Source organism: Myxacorys sp. (assembly GCF_059501405.1).
Genome location: NZ_JCACCM010000108.1, coordinates 46969 through 67131 on the forward strand (window position 1 = coordinate 46969; position 20163 = coordinate 67131).

Consider the following 20163-nt stretch of genomic DNA (forward strand, 5'->3'; position numbering starts at 1 on the left):
TTACACCTTAAAATTTTATGCGAATTCCTACCGCCACTTATCGAATTCAATTCAACGCCAATTTTCGGTTTGAGCAGGCGAATCAAATCGTGAACTATCTCGCACAGTTAGGAATTTCTGACCTTTATGCCTCACCGATTTTTAAGGCCACAACCGGCAGTACTCATGGCTACGATGTTGTCGATCCAACCCGGCTAAATCCTGAACTTGGCACACGAGAATCGTTTGATGCTTTAGTTAAAGACTTGCAACAGCATGAGATGGGATGGCTGCAAGATATCGTGCCGAACCACATGGCGTACAGCAGTGAAAACCAGTGGTTGATGGATCTGCTTGAAAATGGCGTTAACTCAGACTACGTTGCTTATTTTGATGTCGCTTGGAACTCTCCGTTTGAATCAAGCGATGAAGCAATTTTAGTGCCGCTATTGGGTAATTTCTACGGGGAATCTTTAGAGAATGGTGAGATTCAATTAAAGTATAGTCAGAATGGTTTGAGCATTAATTACTACAGCTTGAGCATTCCACTTAATTTAGAGTCCTATGGAACGTTTCTCACTCATAACTTAGGCAAACTTGCAAAGGCATTAGGTCGTCGAGAGCCGAACTTTATTAAGCTATTAGGTATACTTTATTTGGTTAAAAATGTAACTTCTGACATTACTGGAAAGCAGCGTCAAGACCAAGTTGAGTTTGTCAAAGGATTGCTGTGGGAACTGTATAGTGACAATGCAGAAGTTAGAAGTTTTGTTGATGAAAACATTCAAGCTTTTAACGGAGAAACCGGAAATTCCGAAAGCTTCAATCTTCTGGACAACTTACTCTCTCAACAGTTCTTTCGCCTTGCGTATTGGAAAGTTGGAGCAGAAGAAATTAACTATCGACGCTTTTTTACCGTAAATGAACTGATTTCGGTCAAGGTCGATGAGACAAAAGTGTTTAATCACACTCATGATTTAATCGCTCAGCTCGTAAAAGATGGAGCGGTTACAGGCTTAAGAATTGATCACATTGACGGGTTATATGATCCGACTCAATATCTGCATTCGCTTCGCGAGAAAGTAGGAGATACCTACGTCACGGTTGAAAAGATTTTACAACCTGGAGAAGATTTACCGTCTGTTTGGGATACACAAGGAACATCTGGCTACGACTATTTGAACTATGTCAATAGCGTTTTCTGTAAAACAGAAAATCAAGATAAATTAGATCAGATTTATCAAAACATTATTGGATTTCAAGCTTCATTTGAGAGGGTTGTTCTCGACAAGAAAAACCTAATTGTTGATAAGAACTTGGCGGGCGATATCGATAATTTAGCGTCCTTGCTCAAGAAAATTTCTGGTCGATATCGTTACGGAAATGACTTTACTATTAATGGTTTAAAGCGTGCGATCGCAGAGGTTCTCACGCGCTTTTCGATCTATCGGACTTACACCACAGCAGACGGTGTTTTGGAGAGCGATCGCCCCTACGTTCAAGACGTAATTCAAACTGCCAAAGAGCAAGCCCCTCTGCTGATTAACGAACTCAACTTTATTGAAAAATTGTTGCTGCTAGATTATGACAGTTCTCTAACGCAAACCGAGAAAGAGCAGTGGCTTTATTTTGTGATGCGAGTGCAGCAATACACAGGACCATTGATGGCAAAAGGCGTCGAAGATACTGCGTTTTATGTCTATAACCGACTGATTTCTCTCAATGAAGTAGGAGGCGATCCGGATCGGTTTGGCATTGCGATCGCCGAGTTTCACGGCTACAACCAGTATCGTCAGGCGCATTGGTCGAACGCCATGAGTGCGACTTCATCTCATGATACGAAGCGGGGTGAAGACGTTCGCGCTCGCATTAATGTCCTGTCCGAAATTCCGGATGAATGGCAGCAGCAACTTCGCACCTGGCTTGAGCTAAACCGAAAGCACAAAACCAAAGTCAAAAATGTTCTGTTCCCCGATCGCAACGACGAGTATGCGCTCTACCAAACCTTAATCGGTGCGTTTCCCTTTTTGGAGCAAGAGCAAGAAAGCTTTACCCAACGGGCGAAGGATTACCTGTTAAAAGCGATTCGAGAAGCCAAGGTTTACACGGCTTGGTTACGTCCTAATGCTGCTTATGAAGACGCTTGCATGCGATTCGTTGATGCGGTGCTTGAGCCGTCCGAGGAAAATCCATTTCTTCAGTCACTGCTACCGTTTCAGAAGAAGGTGGCGTTCTATGGAATTTTCAACTCGTTGTCACAAGCGTTATTAAAAATAACATCGCCTGGAATTCCAGACTTTTACCAAGGCTGTGAACTTTGGGATCTCAGTCTTGTTGATCCAGATAATCGTCGCCCTGTTGACTTTGGACAGCGCCAAGCGTTTCTAGACGACATTCAACAGCGAATTCAATCTGACATTTCTAGCCTTGTGACCGAGTTATTAGAAACGAAAGAAGATGGCAGAATCAAGCTGTTTCTGACGGTGCAAGCGTTGAAAGCCAGAACAAAATATCTATCTGTGTTTCAAAAGGGAAGCTACCAGCCGTTAGAGGTCGAAGGTGCGCTGCACGACCACGTGATTGCGTTTGCTAGAAGCGAAGGTAGCACGACTCTCATCACCGTTGTCCCCCGCTTTTTAACCGCGATCGTGCAACCTGGTGAACATCCACTCGGAACCCAAATCTGGTCGGATACCAAAGTGAAGTTGCCTGCACAATCGTCTTCAGGGTGGCAAGATGCGATCACGGGTCAGATTATTCAACACAACGAGGCTTTACTCGTAGGTGACGTACTCAGCCGGTTTCCGGTTGCGCTGCTGGTTAGCAGAGCGTAAGTTGAACAAGCTAAGTTCAACCATTTAACTTAGCTTCTGGCACGGTCAATCGGGTTCAAGAAACGTTACGATTCAACTATATCGTTTAGTCAGTGTTGCCTTATGTTTCTGACCGAATTATCCCCTTTTCTTAAAGAACTGTCCCAACAGCCGATCGCATTTTTGGGTGGTTTGGCGTCGGGTTTCCTGCGGCTGAGTTTAGCAGATGATCCGGTGAAAAGCTGGCTGGATCAACAGACGGGATCAGCCGTTTATCCGTCTGCAACCACCGACACTGGAAATGGTAGTGGCCCGCAATCGATTTCAATTGATTAGATGTCTGATTAGGCGTCGCGATCGCGCCACACCACTGTGTCGAGATCAGGAGGCTATTAGAAGTCTTTGAAAGATTGAGAATAGCCTCATTCCTTTATGCAGGTCTGACCGTGCAGCAACGAGTCTAAGAAGTGAAACAGGTGTTAACGTTTGAGAGAGTGATTCGCGTCTTAGGTCAGCATGAGTGTTTTAACCCTGCAATCGATCAAAAAAGATTTTGGCATCAAAGAAGTGGTTCGTGATGCCAGCTTTAGTTTAGAAGCCAGCGACAAGGTGGGCTTGATTGGCACGAATGGGTCGGGCAAATCTACCCTGCTGAAAATGATTGCGGGGCTAGAACCGATCGATGATGGGCAAATCGTCTCGTCGTCTAGCACCCGCACTGTGTATCTTCCACAACAGCCCGATCTCAACGAAAATCTCACCGTTTTGGAGCAGGTGTTTGCCGACAATAGCGAGCAGATGACGCTGGTGAAAGAGTATGAGCAACTAACAGAACAACTCGCTCATGAACAGGGCGATACCGATGCGCTGATGGCCCGATTTTCTCGCGTGACGGCACGAATGGATGCGATCGCAGCGTGGGATCTTGAAACGAAAGCCAAAATCATTCTCACCAAATTGGGCATCCATGATTTAGATGCCAAGATTGGTCAGCTTTCTGGCGGCTACCGCAAACGCATCGCGCTAGCAACAGCACTGCTGTCTGAACCAGATGTGCTGCTGATGGACGAACCGACCAACCATTTAGATGCGCTCTCGATTGAGTGGTTACAGAGTTACTTGGGTCGGTATCGCGGAGCGCTGTTGCTGGTGACTCACGATCGCTATTTCCTCGATCGCGTCACGAATCGCATTATCGAACTCGATCGGGGCGATCTCTTCACCTATAGCGGCAATTACTCTTACTATCTAGAGAAAAAAGCAGATGCAGAAGCCTCAGCCGCAAGTACTCAACGTAAGCATCAAGGGGTGCTAAGACGAGAATTAGAATGGCTCAAACGTGGACCCAAAGCGCGAAGCACCAAACAAAAAGCTCGCATTGACCGAGTTCACGACATGCAGAATACTGACTTTAAGCAGAGTCAGGGCAAAGTTGAAATTTCGACAGCAGGACGGCGGATCGGTAAAAAGGTGATCGAACTGCACCATGTTTCTAAATCTTACGATCGCCCCTTAATTAAAGATTTTACCTATCTGTTCAATCCTGAAGACCGAATTGGCATCATCGGTGGCAACGGCGCGGGCAAATCGACCTTGATGGATCTAATCACTGAGCGAGTGAAGCCCGATGCCGGAACTATTGAACTTGGCAGCACCATTCACATTGGTTACTTCGATCAGCATTCGGATGAGTTGCAAGATGCACTGAATGAAGATCAGCGTGTCATTGATTATCTTAAAAGCGTTGCAGAACTCGTTAAAACATCTGACGGAGAAGTTATTACCGCTTCGCAGATGCTGGAGCGATTTTTGTTTCCGCCCAATCAGCAGTACGCGCCAATTCATAAGTTATCTGGCGGTGAGAAACGACGGCTGTTTCTCCTGCGGGTGTTGATGAGTGCGCCCAATGTCCTAATTCTCGACGAGCCAACCAATGATCTGGACGTGCAAACTTTGTCAGTGCTAGAGGAGTATTTGGAAGACTTCAACGGATGTGTCATTGTGGTCTCCCATGATCGCTACTTTCTCGATCGCACCGTTGATTTTATTTTTGCACTAGAACCCGGCGGCACTATCCGTCAATATCCTGGTAATTACTCGGTTTATCTAGATTACAAAAAAGCCGAAGAAGAAGCCAATGAAGCATCCGAAGAAAAACAGGTTAAACACGTTGAGCGCGACTCAACACTGAAAGAGCCGCTTGCAAAATCTTCAAAGCCCCGCAAGCTTACATTCAAAGAGAAGCGCGAGCTAGAGACTCTTGAAGCTCAGATTCCTAGACTGGAAGATGAGAAATCTAAAGTTGAATACGTGCTGTACAATAACCCACCCGAAGGGTTTACAGAGCTACAAACGCTGTCTGAAAAATTAGCCACGCTAAGTGAGCAGATCGATACATCGACAGAACGATGGTTAGAACTGTCAGAGATTGACGCTTAAATTAGGGATATGGGATGCAACTGGGAAGACGCTTACTCCTAGGTCTTGCACCTCATATCCCGCTTCAATAATTTCCTGTCCGTTGACTCAAGTTTCAGAAGAAATTTCAGAAGCAAGCAGATTCGCAAGTTCAGCGTGCATAAAAGCGATATCCGGATCGCGTTGAATGGCGCGATCGTACTTCTGCTCCGCTGCTGTGCCTTGCTGAGACGGCTGGAGCAATAGGCGGGCTTGCTCTAGCAGATCCTTGGTTTGATCAAGAGTCATTGGTTCTTTCGCGCTCATTGCCTCGTCGATCTGAACAATAAATTGCGACATCGGACGGAGCCAGCTAAACCACTCATCGTCAAGGACTAGCTGAAAAAATTCGCCCGTCGAGCGGATGCGACCATGCGTTTGCTCATATTCCCCGCGCTCCGAGTCCAGCAATGCCTTGTGCAGCCGAAGCAACGCAAGGCGCGTGTCCATCAAGCGTTTAAGGGCAATATCGAAAGAGGAAGTAGAAGACATCAGACTACAGCTCGCGATAAACACCTTGTTCCATATTGTCATATCCGAGCAAATTCAGAATTTCCTTGAGGCTCGCTCACGAATGCGATAGATCCATCAAATTACACAGCTTATACACCACTCTCGCGGCGACATTTCCATCCCATTCCTGATCGCCGACTTCACACACATCAAAGCCAATAATCTGGCGTCCGCTCTGCACCACTTCACGGAACAGACAAAACGCTTGCTCTAGCTCCAATCCGCCTGGAACTGGGGTCCCCGTATTTGAGCAGAGTTTTGGATCTAGTCCATCCACATCAAAGCTAATGTAAACCTGTGGTGGCAGTTCCGACACCATTTGTCTGCACAGTTCTAGCCACGAAACACCTGCATACATCTTCTGCTTCAACATCGGATCGTAGTAGGCGCTAATGCGTCCCTGCGATCGCTCGATCACCTCCACTTCGTCATGACACAAATCCCGAATGCCAACCTGCACTAGCTTGGAGATTTGCGGCAGTTTCAAGGCGTTGAACATGATGGATGCATGGGAGAATTGGAAGCCTTCGTAAGCGTCGCGCAAATCAGCATGGGCATCAATGTGCAAAATGCCAAAGTCAGAGTAGCGGTCTGCTAACGCCTGCATGTACCCCAGCGGAACGCTATGATCGCCGCCAATCACCCCGACGTGCTTTCCTCGATCCATCGCCGCAATTGCGCGATCAAACAGCCATTGGTTCATCGCTTGGCACTCTTGATTGAGCCGATCCAATCGCTCAGACAAATCGGCATCTTCTTCGACCAACTTGCCTTGCTCTAGATGTTCGATGATACGAGCAGCGTCGCGTCTCAAGGCAACGTTTTTGTCTTGCAGGTGGCTCGGAATCTGCTCCATGAAGATGCCGTGCTGCCACCCGTTGGGGTTGTCAAAGTCAAAAATATCGAGTTGGCGAGAAGCAGCCAGCACCGTTTGAGGACCGGCAGCAGTGCCCGCCCGATAGGAAACGGTTACCTCCCACGGCATCCCAAACACGATGATATTGGCAGAGTCGTAGTCGAACGGCAGTCCTAACAGGTTACCGTTATCGACCCCAAGATCGTTTGGATTGAAGCTTTGTAGAATGTCTCTAGTTGCCATGAAGCCGTTTATAGCGAATCGCAGCGTCGTTGATTACTGTTCTAGTTTATCGTCCTTCTAAAGCGACGGAACTAGCAAAGGAAATGCTTTGCTCTCGGCGCTAATCGCTTACTACTCCATAGATTTCTGCAATCTTCTCATCTTGCGCTTCGGGTGAGAAGAGTTCCCATTCAATGCCGTTGGCATCGCGCTCGCTAGAGAATCCTTGCGCAGTTTCATCCTCAAAGCCTAGATGCCGTAGTTGTCCAGCATGTTCTGGCAGTTGGTTGATCGAGAAATTAAGTAAATCGGTTCGCCACATCGCATACTTGTCCAGGACAATAACGGTGGGGTCTTGTCCAAGCCGCTGAGTGTAGTCCGCGATCGAGGCTTGAAGATTGTTGACGGCAAGAGCAATATGAAAGCGTTTCATACAAATCTTCTATCAATAGGCGTAATTAAACACCATTCAAGTTAAACACCATTCAAGTTAAACACCGATTCAACTCTATACGAATAGCTCTGCGGCATAACGTTCCTCATCACACGCCACAGATAACCTCAAACATCCAACAGAAGACTCTTTAGGCAGCTGGGTGATAGAGCCTTTAGGCAACATCACGAATGTGCTGCTGGACAGGAATTTGAATGATAAACTCCGTTCCCTTGCCAAGGGTTGAAAAACAATCTAACTTACCGCCATGTTTCTCAGTGACAATTTGATAGCTAATTGGCATTCCCATGCCCGTTCCCTTACCGACAGATTTCGTAGTGAAGAATGGCTCAAAAATCCGTTTTTGAACAGATTCAGGCATTCCCATTCCATTATCAGAAATTTCAATTCTTATCCATTTTGAATCAATCACAGAAGTCCGAATGGTAATCTGACTAGGATTTTCCTGGATCTCCTGATAGGTTCGGTTAACATTGGCTTCTTCCAAGGCATCAATGGCATTTGCCAAGATGTTCATAAACGCCTGATTGAGTTGACCAGGATAGCATTCCACAGGCAGTAGCCTACCATAGTCACGAATAACTTGAATCGCTGGACGCTCTGGTCCATCTTTCAAGCGATGCTGCAAAATCAACAATGTACTATCAATGCCCTCATGGATATCAACGGTTTTGAAGTCAGCTTCATCCATTCGTGAGAAGTTCCGGAGCGATAAGACAATCCGACAAATACGATCAGTGCCCATCTCCATAGAATCTAGCATTTTGGGTAGATCGGCTTGGACAAACTCCATATCCAGCTCTTCTGCCTTAGCCTGGATTTCGGGAATTGGGTCAGAATAGTACTTCTGGTAAAGATGCACAAAATTTAGTAAATTGTGGGCGTATTCCCGCACATGCGTCAGGTTGCCGTGAATAAAGTTGACCGGATTGTTGATTTCATGTGCTATCCCTGCCACCATTTGCCCCAAAGCAGACATCTTTTCGCTCTGCACCATTTGAACCTGGGTGCGTTGCAGTTCTTCTAAAAGTTGTTGCAACTGCGTATTTTTGTCGTTGAGTTCTTGGGTTCTTTCCTCAACTTTAGATTCAAGTTTCTGGCTGTAGGTTTCGAGTTGTTCGTTAACTGTTTTCTGCTGCTGCAAGAGTTGCTTAACTGAGTGAATGAGCTGGTTAAAGGCATTGGCAAGCATTCCAATTTCGTCATCTTGCTCAACAGTCGCTTGTAAGTCAAAATTCGACTCTTCAGTGGAGCGTCGGGCAATGCTGGTTAGAGTTTGAATGGGTCGTGCGATCGCTCGGCTAGTCAAAACTGCCAAAAGAAGGGCGATCGCAACAGACAACCCAATACTTACAACTACAATTATCTCAGCGACCTCGCTAGCCTGTTCACGTAACCTTCTCGCCACCTCCAATTCTTGGTAACTTTCGTCAATTAGACCCACCAAATTATCCGAAATGCCATCGAATTCAAGTGCTAGATCGCTGTTGGTAAACTCCAACATGATCGCTTGGGCTTGCTTAATATCAGACGGTAATGCGAGATTCAGATTACGAATTTGTTGAACTCGGCGTTCTAATTCCTGCGAATAGCGTTGTGGTATGCGGTCATAGGTTTGCAAGAAGGCCGGTATCTCCTCCTGATGTACTTGGTCATGTAAGGTCTGATTCTTTGCCGCGAATGCCTTAAGCTCAGTCCAAGTTTCTTGGATTTCAGTTTTATGCTCTAATAGATGAGCATATTCGTCCTGAAATTTTTCTGGGTATTGCGCTAAAGGAATGAGTTGCTGTTGGTGAGTGCGGGTTTGGAGAACACGAACTTGTAGACGCTGCAAAAGTTCCACCTCGTTACGAGCGTGTTCTTCTAGCTCTTCAGCCTGCTGTTGATAGTGACGCCCAACGCCAAAACTAACAATTGTTCCAGACACCACAATGCCTAGAGCAAGAGCGTATCCCAAACCGATCTTTTGCCCAACTCTGAGGCTGGATAAGCGTTGTCCTAATCTCTGCTGCATCATACAACCTTCTCTAGCCCTACAGGAGTTTGCATAGGTCTAAGATTCCCGTTTTCTTGTTGGTTTAACTTCTGTTTGAGCTGATTTGGCTCGTTCTACTCTGTGTCACCCACCTAACAAATTTTGTACAAATCACCATCACAGACTAGAAGTGGATGTGTTGTGCAAACCTTGATTTGCACAACACATCCCTTGGAACCTGATCGAGGCATTGCTCTGCACCCGGAGGCGGTTACGCCTCTATTACAACCCGCAGATTGCCCCGTTTTTTAGAGACTCGGCATGATGTAGAAGATCCTGATCGCTCAAACTCCAAATCGAGTAAAGTTGCCCCGACTCGCAAATTCTTCAGCGCTAAGAAGTTGATCGATTCTGGCAAGGCTGGATCAATAATGCGTAGGTAGTTTCCGGGCGCATCAGGAACCAAGTTCACAATCATGTGAACGAGTTGGAACACGCTGCCCGTTGCCCATGCTTGAGGAGAACAAGCGACTGGATATTGAACGGGTTCGTTATCGTCTATCCGTTCGTAGCCGCAAAACAGTTCGGGCGGACGCTGGTAGGGCTGATGTCGCGTCATGTCGAGCAACCCTTTACACAGTTCGAGTGCTTGATCGATCAAGCCGAGCGATCGCAGCCCGATCGCCGTCAGCGTATTGTCGTGAGGCCACACCGAGCCAATGTGGTAGCCCATCGGATTGTAGGCAGGCGAAGAACTGCTGAGCGTGCGAATCCCCCACCCATTAAACATGTCTGGGCCGCGAAGCCGTTCTGCTACGCTGTAGGCTTTCTCTGGCGTAAAGATGCCCAAACTTAAACAGTGTCCGGGATTTGAGGTAATGCTATCGACCTGGTTTCCATCTCCATCTAACGCCAACGCGCAGAAATCTTGATCTTCCATCCAAAAATCGCGGTTAAAACGCATCTTCAGTTCTCTGGCTTCTTCGTCCCAACGATCGGCAAGATCAATGCGTTTCTTCATGCGGGCAATCTGACTGAGTCGCACCTTTGCCGCATACACATAGCCTTGCACTTCACAGAGCGTGATTGCGCCTTGAGCGAGTTTGCCTTTGCGATCGACAATGCAGTTCCCCGAATCTTTCCAGCCTTGGTTATCGAGTCCGCGTTTCGAGATGCGCTGGTAGGCAAGGTAGCCCGTTTCTTTGAGGTTGCGATCGCACCAGTCCATCGCCGTGATCGCATTGCCCCACAATCGATCTAGTGTTTCATAATCAGCTGTCCAGGCAAAGTACTCGGCGTAGAGCATCAACCAGAGCGGCGTTGCATCGACCGTGCCGTAATAGGGCGTGTGGGGCACTTCCTGGCATCGCGCCATCTCGCCAAACCGGATCTCATGCAGAATCTTTCCGGGCTGCTCTTCGCGCCATTCATCATCGACCTTGCCCTGATAGTGAGCCAAAATCGTCAGCGTCTCGCGGGCAATCTGCGGATCGAGCATTAGGGTTTGAGACGCCGCAATGATGGAGTCTCGTCCAAATAGAGTAGAAAACCACGGCACCCCAGCAGAGAGAGCCTTATTTTTACCAAAGGTTTGACGCAGGAGATAAATGTCTTGCTCTGCTCGCTCAATTACCCGGTTGAAGGTGTTTTTATCGGAGCGAATTTGCGTTGCATGACTGCGCCACGTTTCTTCTTCGGCAAATTCAGCCGCCTTTGCTTGAGAGAGCGTAATCGGCGCGCTCACATTGGACACGTTGCGGCCATTGCTAAGGGGTTGCAGCCGATAGCCCATCTTCTGAATTTCGTGAGACTGTAATTCAAGCTGCCAGATCGCAGTGTTGCCTTTGATCAAGTCGGGCTGACAGTGAATGAATTCGATATGAGACTCTAGAATCGCGTGATCAAGTCCTTGATAGGCAAGGGTTAGCTCCTTGGCGGACTGATCCCGATCACCGCCAAACGACGACACGAATTCTTCTGCCTCACTGTCTTCTGGCTCTAAACGGTGAGCTGGATCAAGGGGCGGTAGCAAGCGCAGGAGACGACCGCGATCGCTACGCCCATAGCCCCGCACTTCAAACAAATCAACAAAATCCGCATCAAAGCTGAGGCTGATTTCAAATCGAGCAGGTTCGGTACTGTAGTTCGCAATTTCGATCTCTTCAAACAAGCCGCCATTGAGAACAAGTTCGCGCTTGATGCCAATGGTTTCGGCTTGAATAGAGTCTCCTAATCGTGGATTGGCGCACAGCACCGACAGCACAAACCCTTTTTCTGCGGTGCTACTTAGTAAAATTGGTGGATGTCCATCGATTTGCAGTTCTAAGCGATTGAGAAATCGGGTGTCGTTGCAAAATAGCCCCATACTGCTGCTGCGCCCATCATCCCATGCGCCGCCGATATTGCCGAACGTGTCGGTCAGCAGAAACAGATCATCATCTTTCAGGGTCAAGACGGGCTGAGGGCGTTCGTTTAGGACGGAGGGCCATTCTGGAATCGGAAGTTGCTCGGCTGGAACAAATTTTTTACCGTCGAGTTCGATGATCTCCGAAGTCATGAAACTAATCTCTAAATGATGAGGGCAAATCGAGGCACTGACGTTTACATTTAATGCCGCTTACATTTAAGCCGATTTAACCGATAGAGTGCCACGAGATACTGAAAATTCTTGACTAATTTTTGACTACGGTTTGGAGTGGTTCAGGCACGCAACAAGTCCTTATATTTCAGGGTTTTGCATCTTTATTACTTGAGTACAACATTTTTGTTTTAGTAATGTTTTTGTAATGTTTTTAACTTGCGAACAAGAAATGTTTGCGAGATCACCATTTGTATTAAAGGATTCTTAAGTTCTGCGGTTTCTGAGGGTTGGCGAGCCACTATGAGACTATGGATTTATACGGCGGATCTCACGCTTCACACACGCCTTCCACCATACAGAATGCGCTGCAAACGTGGTAGTATGCCTGATGCTTCCACGTCAGTTTTCCGTAACATTGATCGCAATTCGCGCAAGGTGTAAATCTGACGGAACCGCGCGTCTGGCCCAGATCTTGTCTTAAACTTTTTACAATTTCACTCTTTCCCCCTTAACCCTTTTTTGGATCTCCAGTTCATGCAAGTGCCATCCTCTCGCCGTAGAACAAAAATTGTCGCCACGATCGGTCCGGCTACCAGCACACCAGACGCCCTACGAGAACTCATTAAAGCCGGAGCAACCACGCTCCGTCTCAATTTCTCTCACGGAACGCACGACGACCATTTACGCAGTATTCGTCTGATTCGCCAGATTTCGTTTGAGCTAAACCAGCCCGTCGGGATTCTTCAAGATTTGCAGGGGCCCAAAATTCGCCTCGGACGGTTTGAGAATGGTTCGATTGTTCTCAACAAAGACGACAAATTTACGCTGACAAGTCAGATCGTTCCGGGAACGCAGGAGATTAGTTCAGTCACCTACGATCGCTTGTCTGAGGAAGTTCCAGAAGGGGCAACCATTATGCTCGATGATGGCAGAGTCGAAATGGTGGTGGAAGCGGTTGATCGCGTGGCTCAAGAACTGCGGTGCCGAGTGGTTGTCGGAGGTCCCTTATCCAACAATAAAGGGGTGAATTTTCCTGGGGTTTATCTGTCCATCAAAGCGTTGACCGATAAAGATCGCAGAGATTTGACGTTTGGCTTAGACCAAGGCGTAGATTGGGTTGCTCTCAGCTTTGTGCGCAATCCTCAAGATGTACTAGAGATCAAAGAATTGATCTCGAGTGCCGGGAAGTCGGTTCCTGTGGTGGTGAAAATCGAAAAACACGAAGCGATCGAGCAGATGGAATCGATTTTGTCGATCGCAGATGGCGTGATGGTAGCTCGCGGCGATTTGGGTGTCGAACTTCCGGCAGAAGACGTGCCGATTCTGCAAAAGCGCTTGATTGCGACGGCAAATCGCTTTGGCATTCCGGTGATCACCGCGACGCAAATGCTCGATAGCATGGTGCATAGCCCGCGCCCGACTCGGGCCGAAATCTCCGATGTCGCTAACGCGATTTTGGATGGAACCGATGCAGTGATGCTCTCGAATGAAACCGCAGTGGGTAAGTTTGCAGTAGAAGCGGTAGCAACGATGGCCCGGATTGCGATTCGCACGGAGCAAGAGCCAAAGCGTCACACCCTCGAAGGTACGGGGCGATCGATCCCCAACTCGATCAGTCAAGCCGTTGGCAAAATTTCTGAGCAATTAGGCGCGATCGCCATCATGTCGCTCACCAAGTCAGGAGCGACTGCTCGCAATGTCTCGAAGTTTCGCCCCACAACTCCGATTCTTGCGATCACGCCTCACGTCGATGTTGCGCGTCAGCTTCAGCTAGTATGGGGCGTCAAACCGTTGCTCGTTCTCGATTTACCGTCCACAGGTCAAACCTTCCAAGCCGCGCTGAATGTAGCGCAAGAGAAGGGATTGGTGTCAGAAGGTGATCTGGTCGTGATGACCGCTGGAACGCTGCAAGGGGTCTCGGGTTCTACCGATTTGATCAAGATCGAAGTGGTGACTGCCGTTCGTGGAAAAGGGATCGGTATTGGTCAAGGCTCGATCAGTGGTCGCGCCAGAGTTGCCCCAAATCCGGGCGAGTTATCGCGCTTTCGATCCGGTGAAATCTTAGTTGCCCCCAGCACTAGCGCTGATCACATTGACGCAATTCGCAAAGCCGCCGGGATCATCACAGAAGATAGTAGCCTGACGAGTCATGCGGCTGTCATCGGGTTGCGGTTGGGCATTCCGGTTTTGGTTGGAGTGAAGAATGCGACTGGAGTGATTCGAGATGGTGAGATTGTTACGCTGGATATGCAGCGTGGCTTGGTTTACTCCGGCACAAACGGCGCAACGCAGACCGATTCAGCCCTAACCGTTTAAAGAATTTCTCCTGTCTAGCCCCGGTTACTTGCGTAAAGAAACAGTGTAGTGACAGACAACTCTTATCTGGGTAAACTCATCCCAGTTACACTGAGAGTTGCTTTTAGTCCCCCACCGTTTTTTAGGAGATTGCAATATGGCTCACGCCGCTTCTGTGATTACGGCGATTAACCCAATCAAGTTTGGGACAGATGGATGGCGCGGTCTGATTGCAGCCGATTTTACCTACGATCGCGTCAGGCTTGTTGCTCCGATCGCGGCTCAAATTTTGGCGGAGGAATACGGCTTCCAAACGGGCAGCAATACCGTGATTGTGGGATACGATCGCCGCTTCATGTCGGAAAACTTTGCTCAGGTAGCGGCTGATTCGATTCGCGTGATCGGGTTTGATGTTCTCCTATCCGAATGCTTTGCGCCTACTCCTGCGTTTAGTTGGGCAGCCAAAAAGCTAAATGCTTTGGGCGCGATCGTCATTACGGCTAGCCACAATCCGGGCGGATATTCTGGCTTAAAAGTAAAAGGGGCATTTGGGGGATCGGTTCCGCCAGAGGTGACGCAGAAAATAGAAGCTTTGCTGGCAAGCGGTCAGTTGCCAGAAGCGACGACTCAGGGCACTTTTCAAACGTTTAATCCTTGGACGAGCTATTGTGAAGGGCTGCGATCGCTGGTCGATATCGATTCGATTCGCACTGCTATTCGTAACGGTAAGCTCACCGTATTTGCAGATGTGATGCACGGAGCCGCTGCAAGTGGGATCGCTCAATTGCTCGGCGTCGAGATCGAAGAATTGAACAGCGATCGCGATCCCTTGTTTGAAGGCGGCGCACCGGAACCCTTGCCCAAATATTTATCGAAACTGCTGCACACGATCCAATCGTTTCAGGGTGATAGCTTAGCCGTTGGATTGGTATTTGATGGGGATGCCGATCGCATTGGTGCAGTCGATGGAAAAGGTAATTTCCTTAGCTCTCAAATTCTAATTCCAATATTGATCGAACATCTATCTAGAAAGGGCTACAGTGGCGAAGTGGTGAAGACTGTAAGCGGTTCAGATTTGATCCCCAAAGTCGCAGCTTTGCATAATCTTCCGGTGTTTGAGACGCCTATTGGGTATAAGTACATTGCCGATCGCATGTTAGAAGCCAAGGTCTTGCTTGGTGGTGAGGAATCGGGTGGGATCGGTTACGGACACCACATTCCAGAGCGCGATGCCCTGTTAGCCGCGCTATATGTGTTAGAAACAGTAGTTCAAACTGAACTGGATTTAGGCGATTTGTACCGCCAGATTCAGCAGAAAGTAGGATTTGATGCAGCGTACGATCGCATCGATCTCCCCCTTGCCAGCATGGAAGTCCGCGCCAAACTTCTAGAGCAACTGCAAACCAAACCGATTCAAGAGATTGCAGGACGTGCTGTTACCAATTGTCAAACAGATGACGGTTACAAATTCCGTCTAGCAGACCAAAGCTGGTTGCTGATTCGCTTTAGCGGCACTGAGCCTGTATTGCGGCTCTACTGCGAAGCTGACACGCTAGAACAAGTTCATGCAACGTTGAATTGGGCAAAGGAGTGGGCCAACTCCATTTGAGACTTGCCTTGTGGGGTCCGGCTAACCTACATGTTGTACGTTTTGGTCATGCAGCTGTTTTAATTTGGTTGTTCAACGTTGAAGTTAGTAGCGTAGTTGCATTTACTAAATTGCTGGGTTAGCCACTTCATAAGCGTTTCTATTTACTACAGTGCCATTCCTCCTAAAAGTGAGTTTTATCAACGTCTTCAACGAGACAAGGCGTTTGCGATTCTCATTGTTTCCTTCTTCCCTATGGGTTGGGGAACTTTCAACGCTTTTGAGATGAAGCCATTGAAGCTTAACTATTATCTGGATGAGATCATCGAAGAGAACCAGGAAGTATTTGGAGATGAGTTAGCAGCAGATTGGGTGATCACTGAACTTAGGACTGCCTTGAGGCGAACGCGCCAAGCTTATCCTGGGATTGAAAATCGAATTGGTGCACTAGAAAAATGCTATTTCGAGATTGAACAGAGATTAATCGAAGTCTTGTTAGAGCAGCAGGACGAAAATGCGAGTGAACTGGTCAGCAGGTTAATTCCTGGAGAGCGATCGCTGACTCCACACTTTGAGTTTGATGTTGAAAAGACATTGACCTTGGTTTCCACATCCCTGGTTAAGCAAGGAGCAAAAATGCTTCGCAAAGTTAATTCAAAGACAGCATTCTTAAGCGATCGCGATGCTGACTGGTATCGAGGGTGGTTTGAGGAGTGGCGTAATTTATATCTTGCAGCCGCGAGGCGAGGAGAAGAAATTGTTGTTGGAGCTACTGGATGAAGAAAGCTAACATAGCCTTTGATGTGGGTAAGCATGCTTCACTTGATTGCTCTCATCGCTTCTGCAAATCTAATCACGACAGCCTAAACTTTCACGCGTATCAACGCCAGTCACAGGATTCGTGCCCGAAGCGCGATCGCACAGTTGTTTCACCGTGTATCGATCGACGAGTGCATCGGTAAAATCTGCGCCCGTAATCTCTGTTCCATCTAAAATGCTATTCGTTAGCGTCGCGCCCGTAAAATTGGCATTGGTCAAATTCGCTTTGTAGAGCGTCACGCGATCGACCAAGGCATCTTCTAAATTTGCGCCCGCTAAATTGGCTTGTAGAAGATTTCCTTTCGTCAGCATCGAACTTTTAAGATTGGCTCCCTCGAAATTGGTTTCCCGCGCTTCGACCGCTACAAAGGTATAGCCTTCCAAATTTTGGTTGGAGAAATCTTGCCCCTCAATCTGAGCATGGGAATAATTTTTCATCTCCTGAGCCACGACCGGAGTAGCGCTGAGCAAAATCCAAAGCCAAGCCAGCAGGACAAGGACGACAACCCGCAATATCAGCGGAATCGTTATCCAGCCTAACAGCCGAGAGGGGATTGATTTAAATGGTTCTAGCGGGATCACTATCATGATCATCTAAGGTTTAGCATTCACTTTTTGCTGCTTGAGCCAATCATCACCGACTCGAATCGTTAAATCAGAATCGAGATCGCCGGTTGAAGCAGCTTCAACTGATCCAAAGCCTAACGCCGCTTGCAGCGCTTTGGCGGCTCGCAAATCACCTCTTTGAACAATCACCTGAGTCTTCTGCTGCCCATCATCCCAATCCTCTGTCACATAAGCATTGTTGTAGCCTAGGCTCGATAGATATTGAACAAATTGATTTGCCGACTCTGGATCAGTAGAGGCATTCTGAACTGCAATTTTGATGTTGGTACTGGGAAGCTCAGAGACGCTATTGCTATTGATTGAGGAGGTGTTGAAATACTCCTGCACAATGCGATCGCGCCCTTGAGGGTCCATAATCCAGTAGCTGGATTGAAATTCATCCGGGGCGCTAAAACGACCCGGCAGCATCACCATTTTAAAGTCATTCTTGTCTAACTTCAGCCCCAAACTAACCAATGACAGCATTTCCTCGATGCTAAGGTTCGTGTCGATGTACTTCTGCATCATGCCAATCAAACTCGGAACGCGAGGTAGAACCAACGGGCTGGTTAACTTCTCTCTTAACGCTTTAATTAAGGCTTGCTGGCGTTGAACTCGACCAATATCGCCATTATTGTCATGGCGGAATCGCGCAAACTGCTCTGCCTGATCCCCGTTTAGCGTTTGCCAACCTGGAGCCAGATCAATTTTCAGCTTTTGGGTGTTGTCAACGTAGTGCATTCGTTCAGGTACGTAGACCTGAACTCCGCCCAACAAATTCACTAGCTCACGAAAGGCACCGGTGCTAACCCGCAAGTAGCGATCGATCTCCATTCCGTTGAGCGTTTGACTGACTGCTTCTCGCGCTAAAATCGGGCCGCCGCTTGCATTAGCCTGATTAATTTTAGTGATGCCAATTCCTGGAACCTCAACTTGAGTATCTCTCGGAACCGAGAGCAAGTTCACAGCCTTATCGATTGGATCAACGTGGAGTACCAGCATCGTATCGCTGCGCCCGGAGAACATCGCGTCTGACCCCTCTGGAGCATCAGGAACACGATCGATGCCCATTACTAAAATATTGACCGGACGGGAGACACGATACTGAAAGCCGCTACTCCAAAGGTCGCCGAACAGCTTTTGCCCTTCTGAAGGAGCCACAGCCCCCGGAATAGGAGCAATAAGGGCAAGTGCCGTTCCTATGGTTGCTGAGGCGGCAGCGGTCATGAAAAACGCGAATGCCCAAATCAAAGAACGAGAAGAGCGGCGGGGAGGAACCGGAATCGAAATATCTGAAGGATGGGAACGGGTTCCCAATGAACTGGCTAAATCTGGCTGCTTCAGCGTGGATGGATTCTTCAACTGCTTCACTCCCTTCACCTTATCTCAAACGCTTGTCTAGCTACGATATCCACGAATGCAACCCGTCTTTTGCTGTAATAGTAACGGATCAGTTTTTCATTCTGGGTCACCTACAAGACGTAATTTACTTGCTTTTGCCTAATTTGGATACCCCAAGCCAACGGATGCGCCCCGATACCCCTAGTGTTTACTCGACTAAAACTTACTACATTCGGTAGAACTGTGCGAATTCTGCTGTATGGAGTTTCTCTGATCACGAGTTGCGGTAGAGTGCTCCCAAACTAAATTTATGCAAGGGTTTAATTAATGCTTCTATTCCATTTCACAAAGTTTCGGATCCATTTCACAAAGTTTCGGAAAGATAGGATTGGTGAAGAAAAGGGAACTAGTGGAAAGAGCCAATAGACATTAGGCTTGGAGCCAATGAACATTGGGTTAAATGAGCAGGGAGGCGTCCAACTTGTTTCTGACCAAGTGTTTTTGGCTTAACCTATTCCTGTTAGTTCTTCTACCCTCAATCCTGCCCTGATTGGCTGCAAAGTCGCATACATTTATCATGACGCAATCTCTCGTGCCTGTTATTCTCGCGGGTGGTAAAGGTGAGCGGTTTTGGCCGCTTAGCCGTAAACATCGTCCAAAGCAATTTTTAAGTTTAGATGGAAGTGGTCGTAGCCTTTTGCAGGCAACAGCTGAGCGATTGCTCAATGTTGCTGGTGGATGGGAGCATTTGTTTGTTGTCACGGCGTCTCATTTAGAAGAAGGAGTGCGATCGCAGCTTCCCCAATTGCCCGCTCAAAATCTATTGGTCGAACCAGAAGGGCGAGACACCGCTCCAGCGGTAGCTTGGAGTACATTAGAGGTCGCGAAACGTTATGGTGAATCGGCATTGACTGGATTTTTTCCAGCCGACCACTGGATTGATAATCAGGCCGCGTTTGAGCAGACGTTAGAGGCCGCGTCAGACGTAGCACGTCAAGCCGATGCGATCGTGACGTTGGGAATCACGCCCACCCATGCGGCGACTGGCTACGGCTATATCGAACAGGGCGAGAAGTTGGGGTTATTTGGTGCATCTTCGTACCCTGCTTACCGCGTTGATCGCTTTACTGAAAAGCCCGATCGCGAGACTGCCGAGGCGTTCTTAAAGAGCGGCCGGTTTAGCTGGAATGGCGGCATGTTCGTCTTCCGAGCCGAGGTCGCGCTGAAGGAGTTACGCCACCATGCTCCAGACATTCTTTTACCGTTAGAAGAACGGGGGATCGAAGCTTATTCAACCATTCCGAAGAAGAGTATTGATTATGCTCTGATGGAAAAAACAAACTGCGCTTATGTATTACCCGTGACCTTCGGGTGGGACGATCTGGGAGATTGGGCAGCGATAGAGCGACTGCTTAAGAGCGAGAATCTCAATGTGGAATTGGCGCATCATGTTGGTTTAGATACGCGAGGAGCGCTGTTTTACGCGACCAATGAAGACGATCTATTCGTCACAATTGGCCTTGAAGATACTGTGATTGTACGAGACGGCAAAGTCACCTTGATTGTTAAGAAAGACCGGACGCAAGACATCAAAGATGTGCTGCGATCGCTTCAGTCTCACCCTGAATATGAGGATTTGCTATAGATTTAACGGTAGACATTAG

Annotated in this window: 15 protein-coding genes; 8 read left to right on the forward strand and 7 right to left on the reverse strand. The window is 47.9% G+C overall.

The annotated features are described in order from the left end of the window. Positions 1-17: 17 nt before the first annotated feature. The 3 genes from treY to AC5I6P_RS13505 all read left to right on the forward strand — a co-directional run bounded on the left by treY (position 18) and on the right by AC5I6P_RS13505 (position 5231). Positions 18-2813, forward strand: a complete 2796-nt coding sequence (gene treY, locus AC5I6P_RS13495; protein WP_495694285.1) for a malto-oligosyltrehalose synthase — start codon at positions 18-20, stop codon at positions 2811-2813. Positions 2814-2915: 102 nt separating this feature from the next. Further along, positions 2916-3128, forward strand: coding sequence for a ssl0294 family protein (locus AC5I6P_RS13500; RefSeq protein WP_495694286.1), 213 nt, complete (start codon positions 2916-2918; stop codon positions 3126-3128). 180 nt (positions 3129-3308) lie between these two features. Beyond that, the gene (locus AC5I6P_RS13505; protein WP_495694287.1) at positions 3309-5231 is read left to right on the forward strand and encodes an ABC-F family ATP-binding cassette domain-containing protein; all 1923 of its coding nucleotides are present in this window, start codon (positions 3309-3311) and stop codon (positions 5229-5231) included. Between the two features lie 87 nt (positions 5232-5318). Here the strand turns inward: AC5I6P_RS13505 and AC5I6P_RS13510 are convergent, their stop codons facing one another. The 5 genes from AC5I6P_RS13510 to AC5I6P_RS13530 form a co-directional block, all read right to left on the reverse strand. Next, entirely contained in the window at positions 5319-5741 is a 423-nt protein-coding gene (locus AC5I6P_RS13510; RefSeq protein WP_495694288.1) for a hypothetical protein, read from the reverse strand. Positions 5742-5817: 76 nt separating this feature from the next. After that, complete coding sequence (locus tag AC5I6P_RS13515; protein WP_495694289.1) at positions 5818-6861, reverse strand: agmatinase family protein; 1044 nt, start codon at positions 6859-6861, stop codon at positions 5818-5820. 100 nt (positions 6862-6961) lie between these two features. Further along, on the reverse strand, positions 6962-7273 hold the full coding sequence (locus AC5I6P_RS13520) for a VOC family protein (protein WP_495694290.1): 312 nt from the start codon (positions 7271-7273) through the stop codon (positions 6962-6964). A gap of 175 nt (positions 7274-7448) precedes the next feature. Beyond that, positions 7449-9311, reverse strand: coding sequence for a sensor histidine kinase (locus tag AC5I6P_RS13525; RefSeq protein ID WP_495694291.1), 1863 nt, complete (start codon positions 9309-9311; stop codon positions 7449-7451). Positions 9312-9540: 229 nt separating this feature from the next. After that, complete coding sequence (locus AC5I6P_RS13530) at positions 9541-11826, reverse strand: amylo-alpha-1,6-glucosidase (protein ID WP_495694292.1); 2286 nt, start codon at positions 11824-11826, stop codon at positions 9541-9543. Positions 11827-12384: 558 nt separating this feature from the next. On the opposite strand from AC5I6P_RS13530, the gene pyk reads away from it, so the two are divergent. From pyk to AC5I6P_RS13545, 3 genes are all read left to right on the forward strand, one after another. Next, the gene (gene pyk / locus AC5I6P_RS13535; protein WP_495694293.1) at positions 12385-14166 is read left to right on the forward strand and encodes a pyruvate kinase; all 1782 of its coding nucleotides are present in this window, start codon (positions 12385-12387) and stop codon (positions 14164-14166) included. Between the two features lie 136 nt (positions 14167-14302). Beyond that, positions 14303-15754 carry a phosphoglucomutase/phosphomannomutase family protein gene (locus AC5I6P_RS13540; protein ID WP_495694294.1) on the forward strand — a complete coding sequence of 484 codons (1452 nt, stop codon included), beginning with the start codon at positions 14303-14305 and terminating at the stop codon, positions 15752-15754. A 234-nt stretch (positions 15755-15988) separates the two neighbouring features. After that, entirely contained in the window at positions 15989-16513 is a 525-nt protein-coding gene (locus AC5I6P_RS13545; protein ID WP_495694295.1) for a hypothetical protein, read from the forward strand. A gap of 69 nt (positions 16514-16582) precedes the next feature. Here AC5I6P_RS13545 and AC5I6P_RS13550 read toward each other — a convergent pair whose 3' ends face one another. Both AC5I6P_RS13550 and AC5I6P_RS13555 read right to left on the reverse strand, forming a co-directional pair. After that, positions 16583-17140 (reverse strand): pentapeptide repeat-containing protein, encoded by a 558-nt coding sequence (locus AC5I6P_RS13550; RefSeq protein WP_495694296.1) that lies wholly within the window; start codon positions 17138-17140, stop codon positions 16583-16585. 6 nt (positions 17141-17146) lie between these two features. After that, positions 17147-18529, reverse strand: a complete 1383-nt coding sequence (locus tag AC5I6P_RS13555) for an LCP family protein (protein WP_495694297.1) — start codon at positions 18527-18529, stop codon at positions 17147-17149. Here AC5I6P_RS13555 and AC5I6P_RS13560 point away from each other — a divergent pair. Both AC5I6P_RS13560 and AC5I6P_RS13565 read left to right on the forward strand, forming a co-directional pair. Continuing rightward, positions 18508-18738 (forward strand): hypothetical protein, encoded by a 231-nt coding sequence (locus AC5I6P_RS13560; protein WP_495694411.1) that lies wholly within the window; start codon positions 18508-18510, stop codon positions 18736-18738. The genes AC5I6P_RS13555 and AC5I6P_RS13560 overlap by 22 nt on opposite strands. A 338-nt stretch (positions 18739-19076) precedes the next feature. Continuing rightward, on the forward strand, positions 19077-20144 hold the full coding sequence (locus AC5I6P_RS13565; RefSeq protein WP_495694298.1) for a mannose-1-phosphate guanylyltransferase: 1068 nt from the start codon (positions 19077-19079) through the stop codon (positions 20142-20144). Positions 20145-20163: the final 19 nt, after the last annotated feature.

Coding starts and splice junctions, on each gene's coding strand:
- pyk (WP_495694293.1), top strand. CDS start 12,385: ATGCAAGTGCCATCCTCTCGCCGTAGAACAAAAATTGTCGCCACGATC.
- AC5I6P_RS13540 (WP_495694294.1), top strand. CDS start 14,303: ATGGCTCACGCCGCTTCTGTGATTACGGCGATTAACCCAATCAAGTTT.
- AC5I6P_RS13510 (WP_495694288.1), bottom strand. CDS start 5,741: ATGTCTTCTACTTCCTCTTTCGATATTGCCCTTAAACGCTTGATGGAC.
- AC5I6P_RS13520 (WP_495694290.1), bottom strand. CDS start 7,273: ATGAAACGCTTTCATATTGCTCTTGCCGTCAACAATCTTCAAGCCTCG.
- treY (WP_495694285.1), top strand. CDS start 18: ATGCGAATTCCTACCGCCACTTATCGAATTCAATTCAACGCCAATTTT.
- AC5I6P_RS13515 (WP_495694289.1), bottom strand. CDS start 6,861: ATGGCAACTAGAGACATTCTACAAAGCTTCAATCCAAACGATCTTGGG.
- AC5I6P_RS13530 (WP_495694292.1), bottom strand. CDS start 11,826: ATGACTTCGGAGATCATCGAACTCGACGGTAAAAAATTTGTTCCAGCC.
- AC5I6P_RS13545 (WP_495694295.1), top strand. CDS start 15,989: ATGGGTTGGGGAACTTTCAACGCTTTTGAGATGAAGCCATTGAAGCTT.
- AC5I6P_RS13500 (WP_495694286.1), top strand. CDS start 2,916: ATGTTTCTGACCGAATTATCCCCTTTTCTTAAAGAACTGTCCCAACAG.
- AC5I6P_RS13505 (WP_495694287.1), top strand. CDS start 3,309: ATGAGTGTTTTAACCCTGCAATCGATCAAAAAAGATTTTGGCATCAAA.
- AC5I6P_RS13550 (WP_495694296.1), bottom strand. CDS start 17,140: ATGATAGTGATCCCGCTAGAACCATTTAAATCAATCCCCTCTCGGCTG.
- AC5I6P_RS13525 (WP_495694291.1), bottom strand. CDS start 9,311: ATGATGCAGCAGAGATTAGGACAACGCTTATCCAGCCTCAGAGTTGGG.
- AC5I6P_RS13565 (WP_495694298.1), top strand. CDS start 19,077: ATGACGCAATCTCTCGTGCCTGTTATTCTCGCGGGTGGTAAAGGTGAG.
- AC5I6P_RS13560 (WP_495694411.1), top strand. CDS start 18,508: ATGGATTCTTCAACTGCTTCACTCCCTTCACCTTATCTCAAACGCTTG.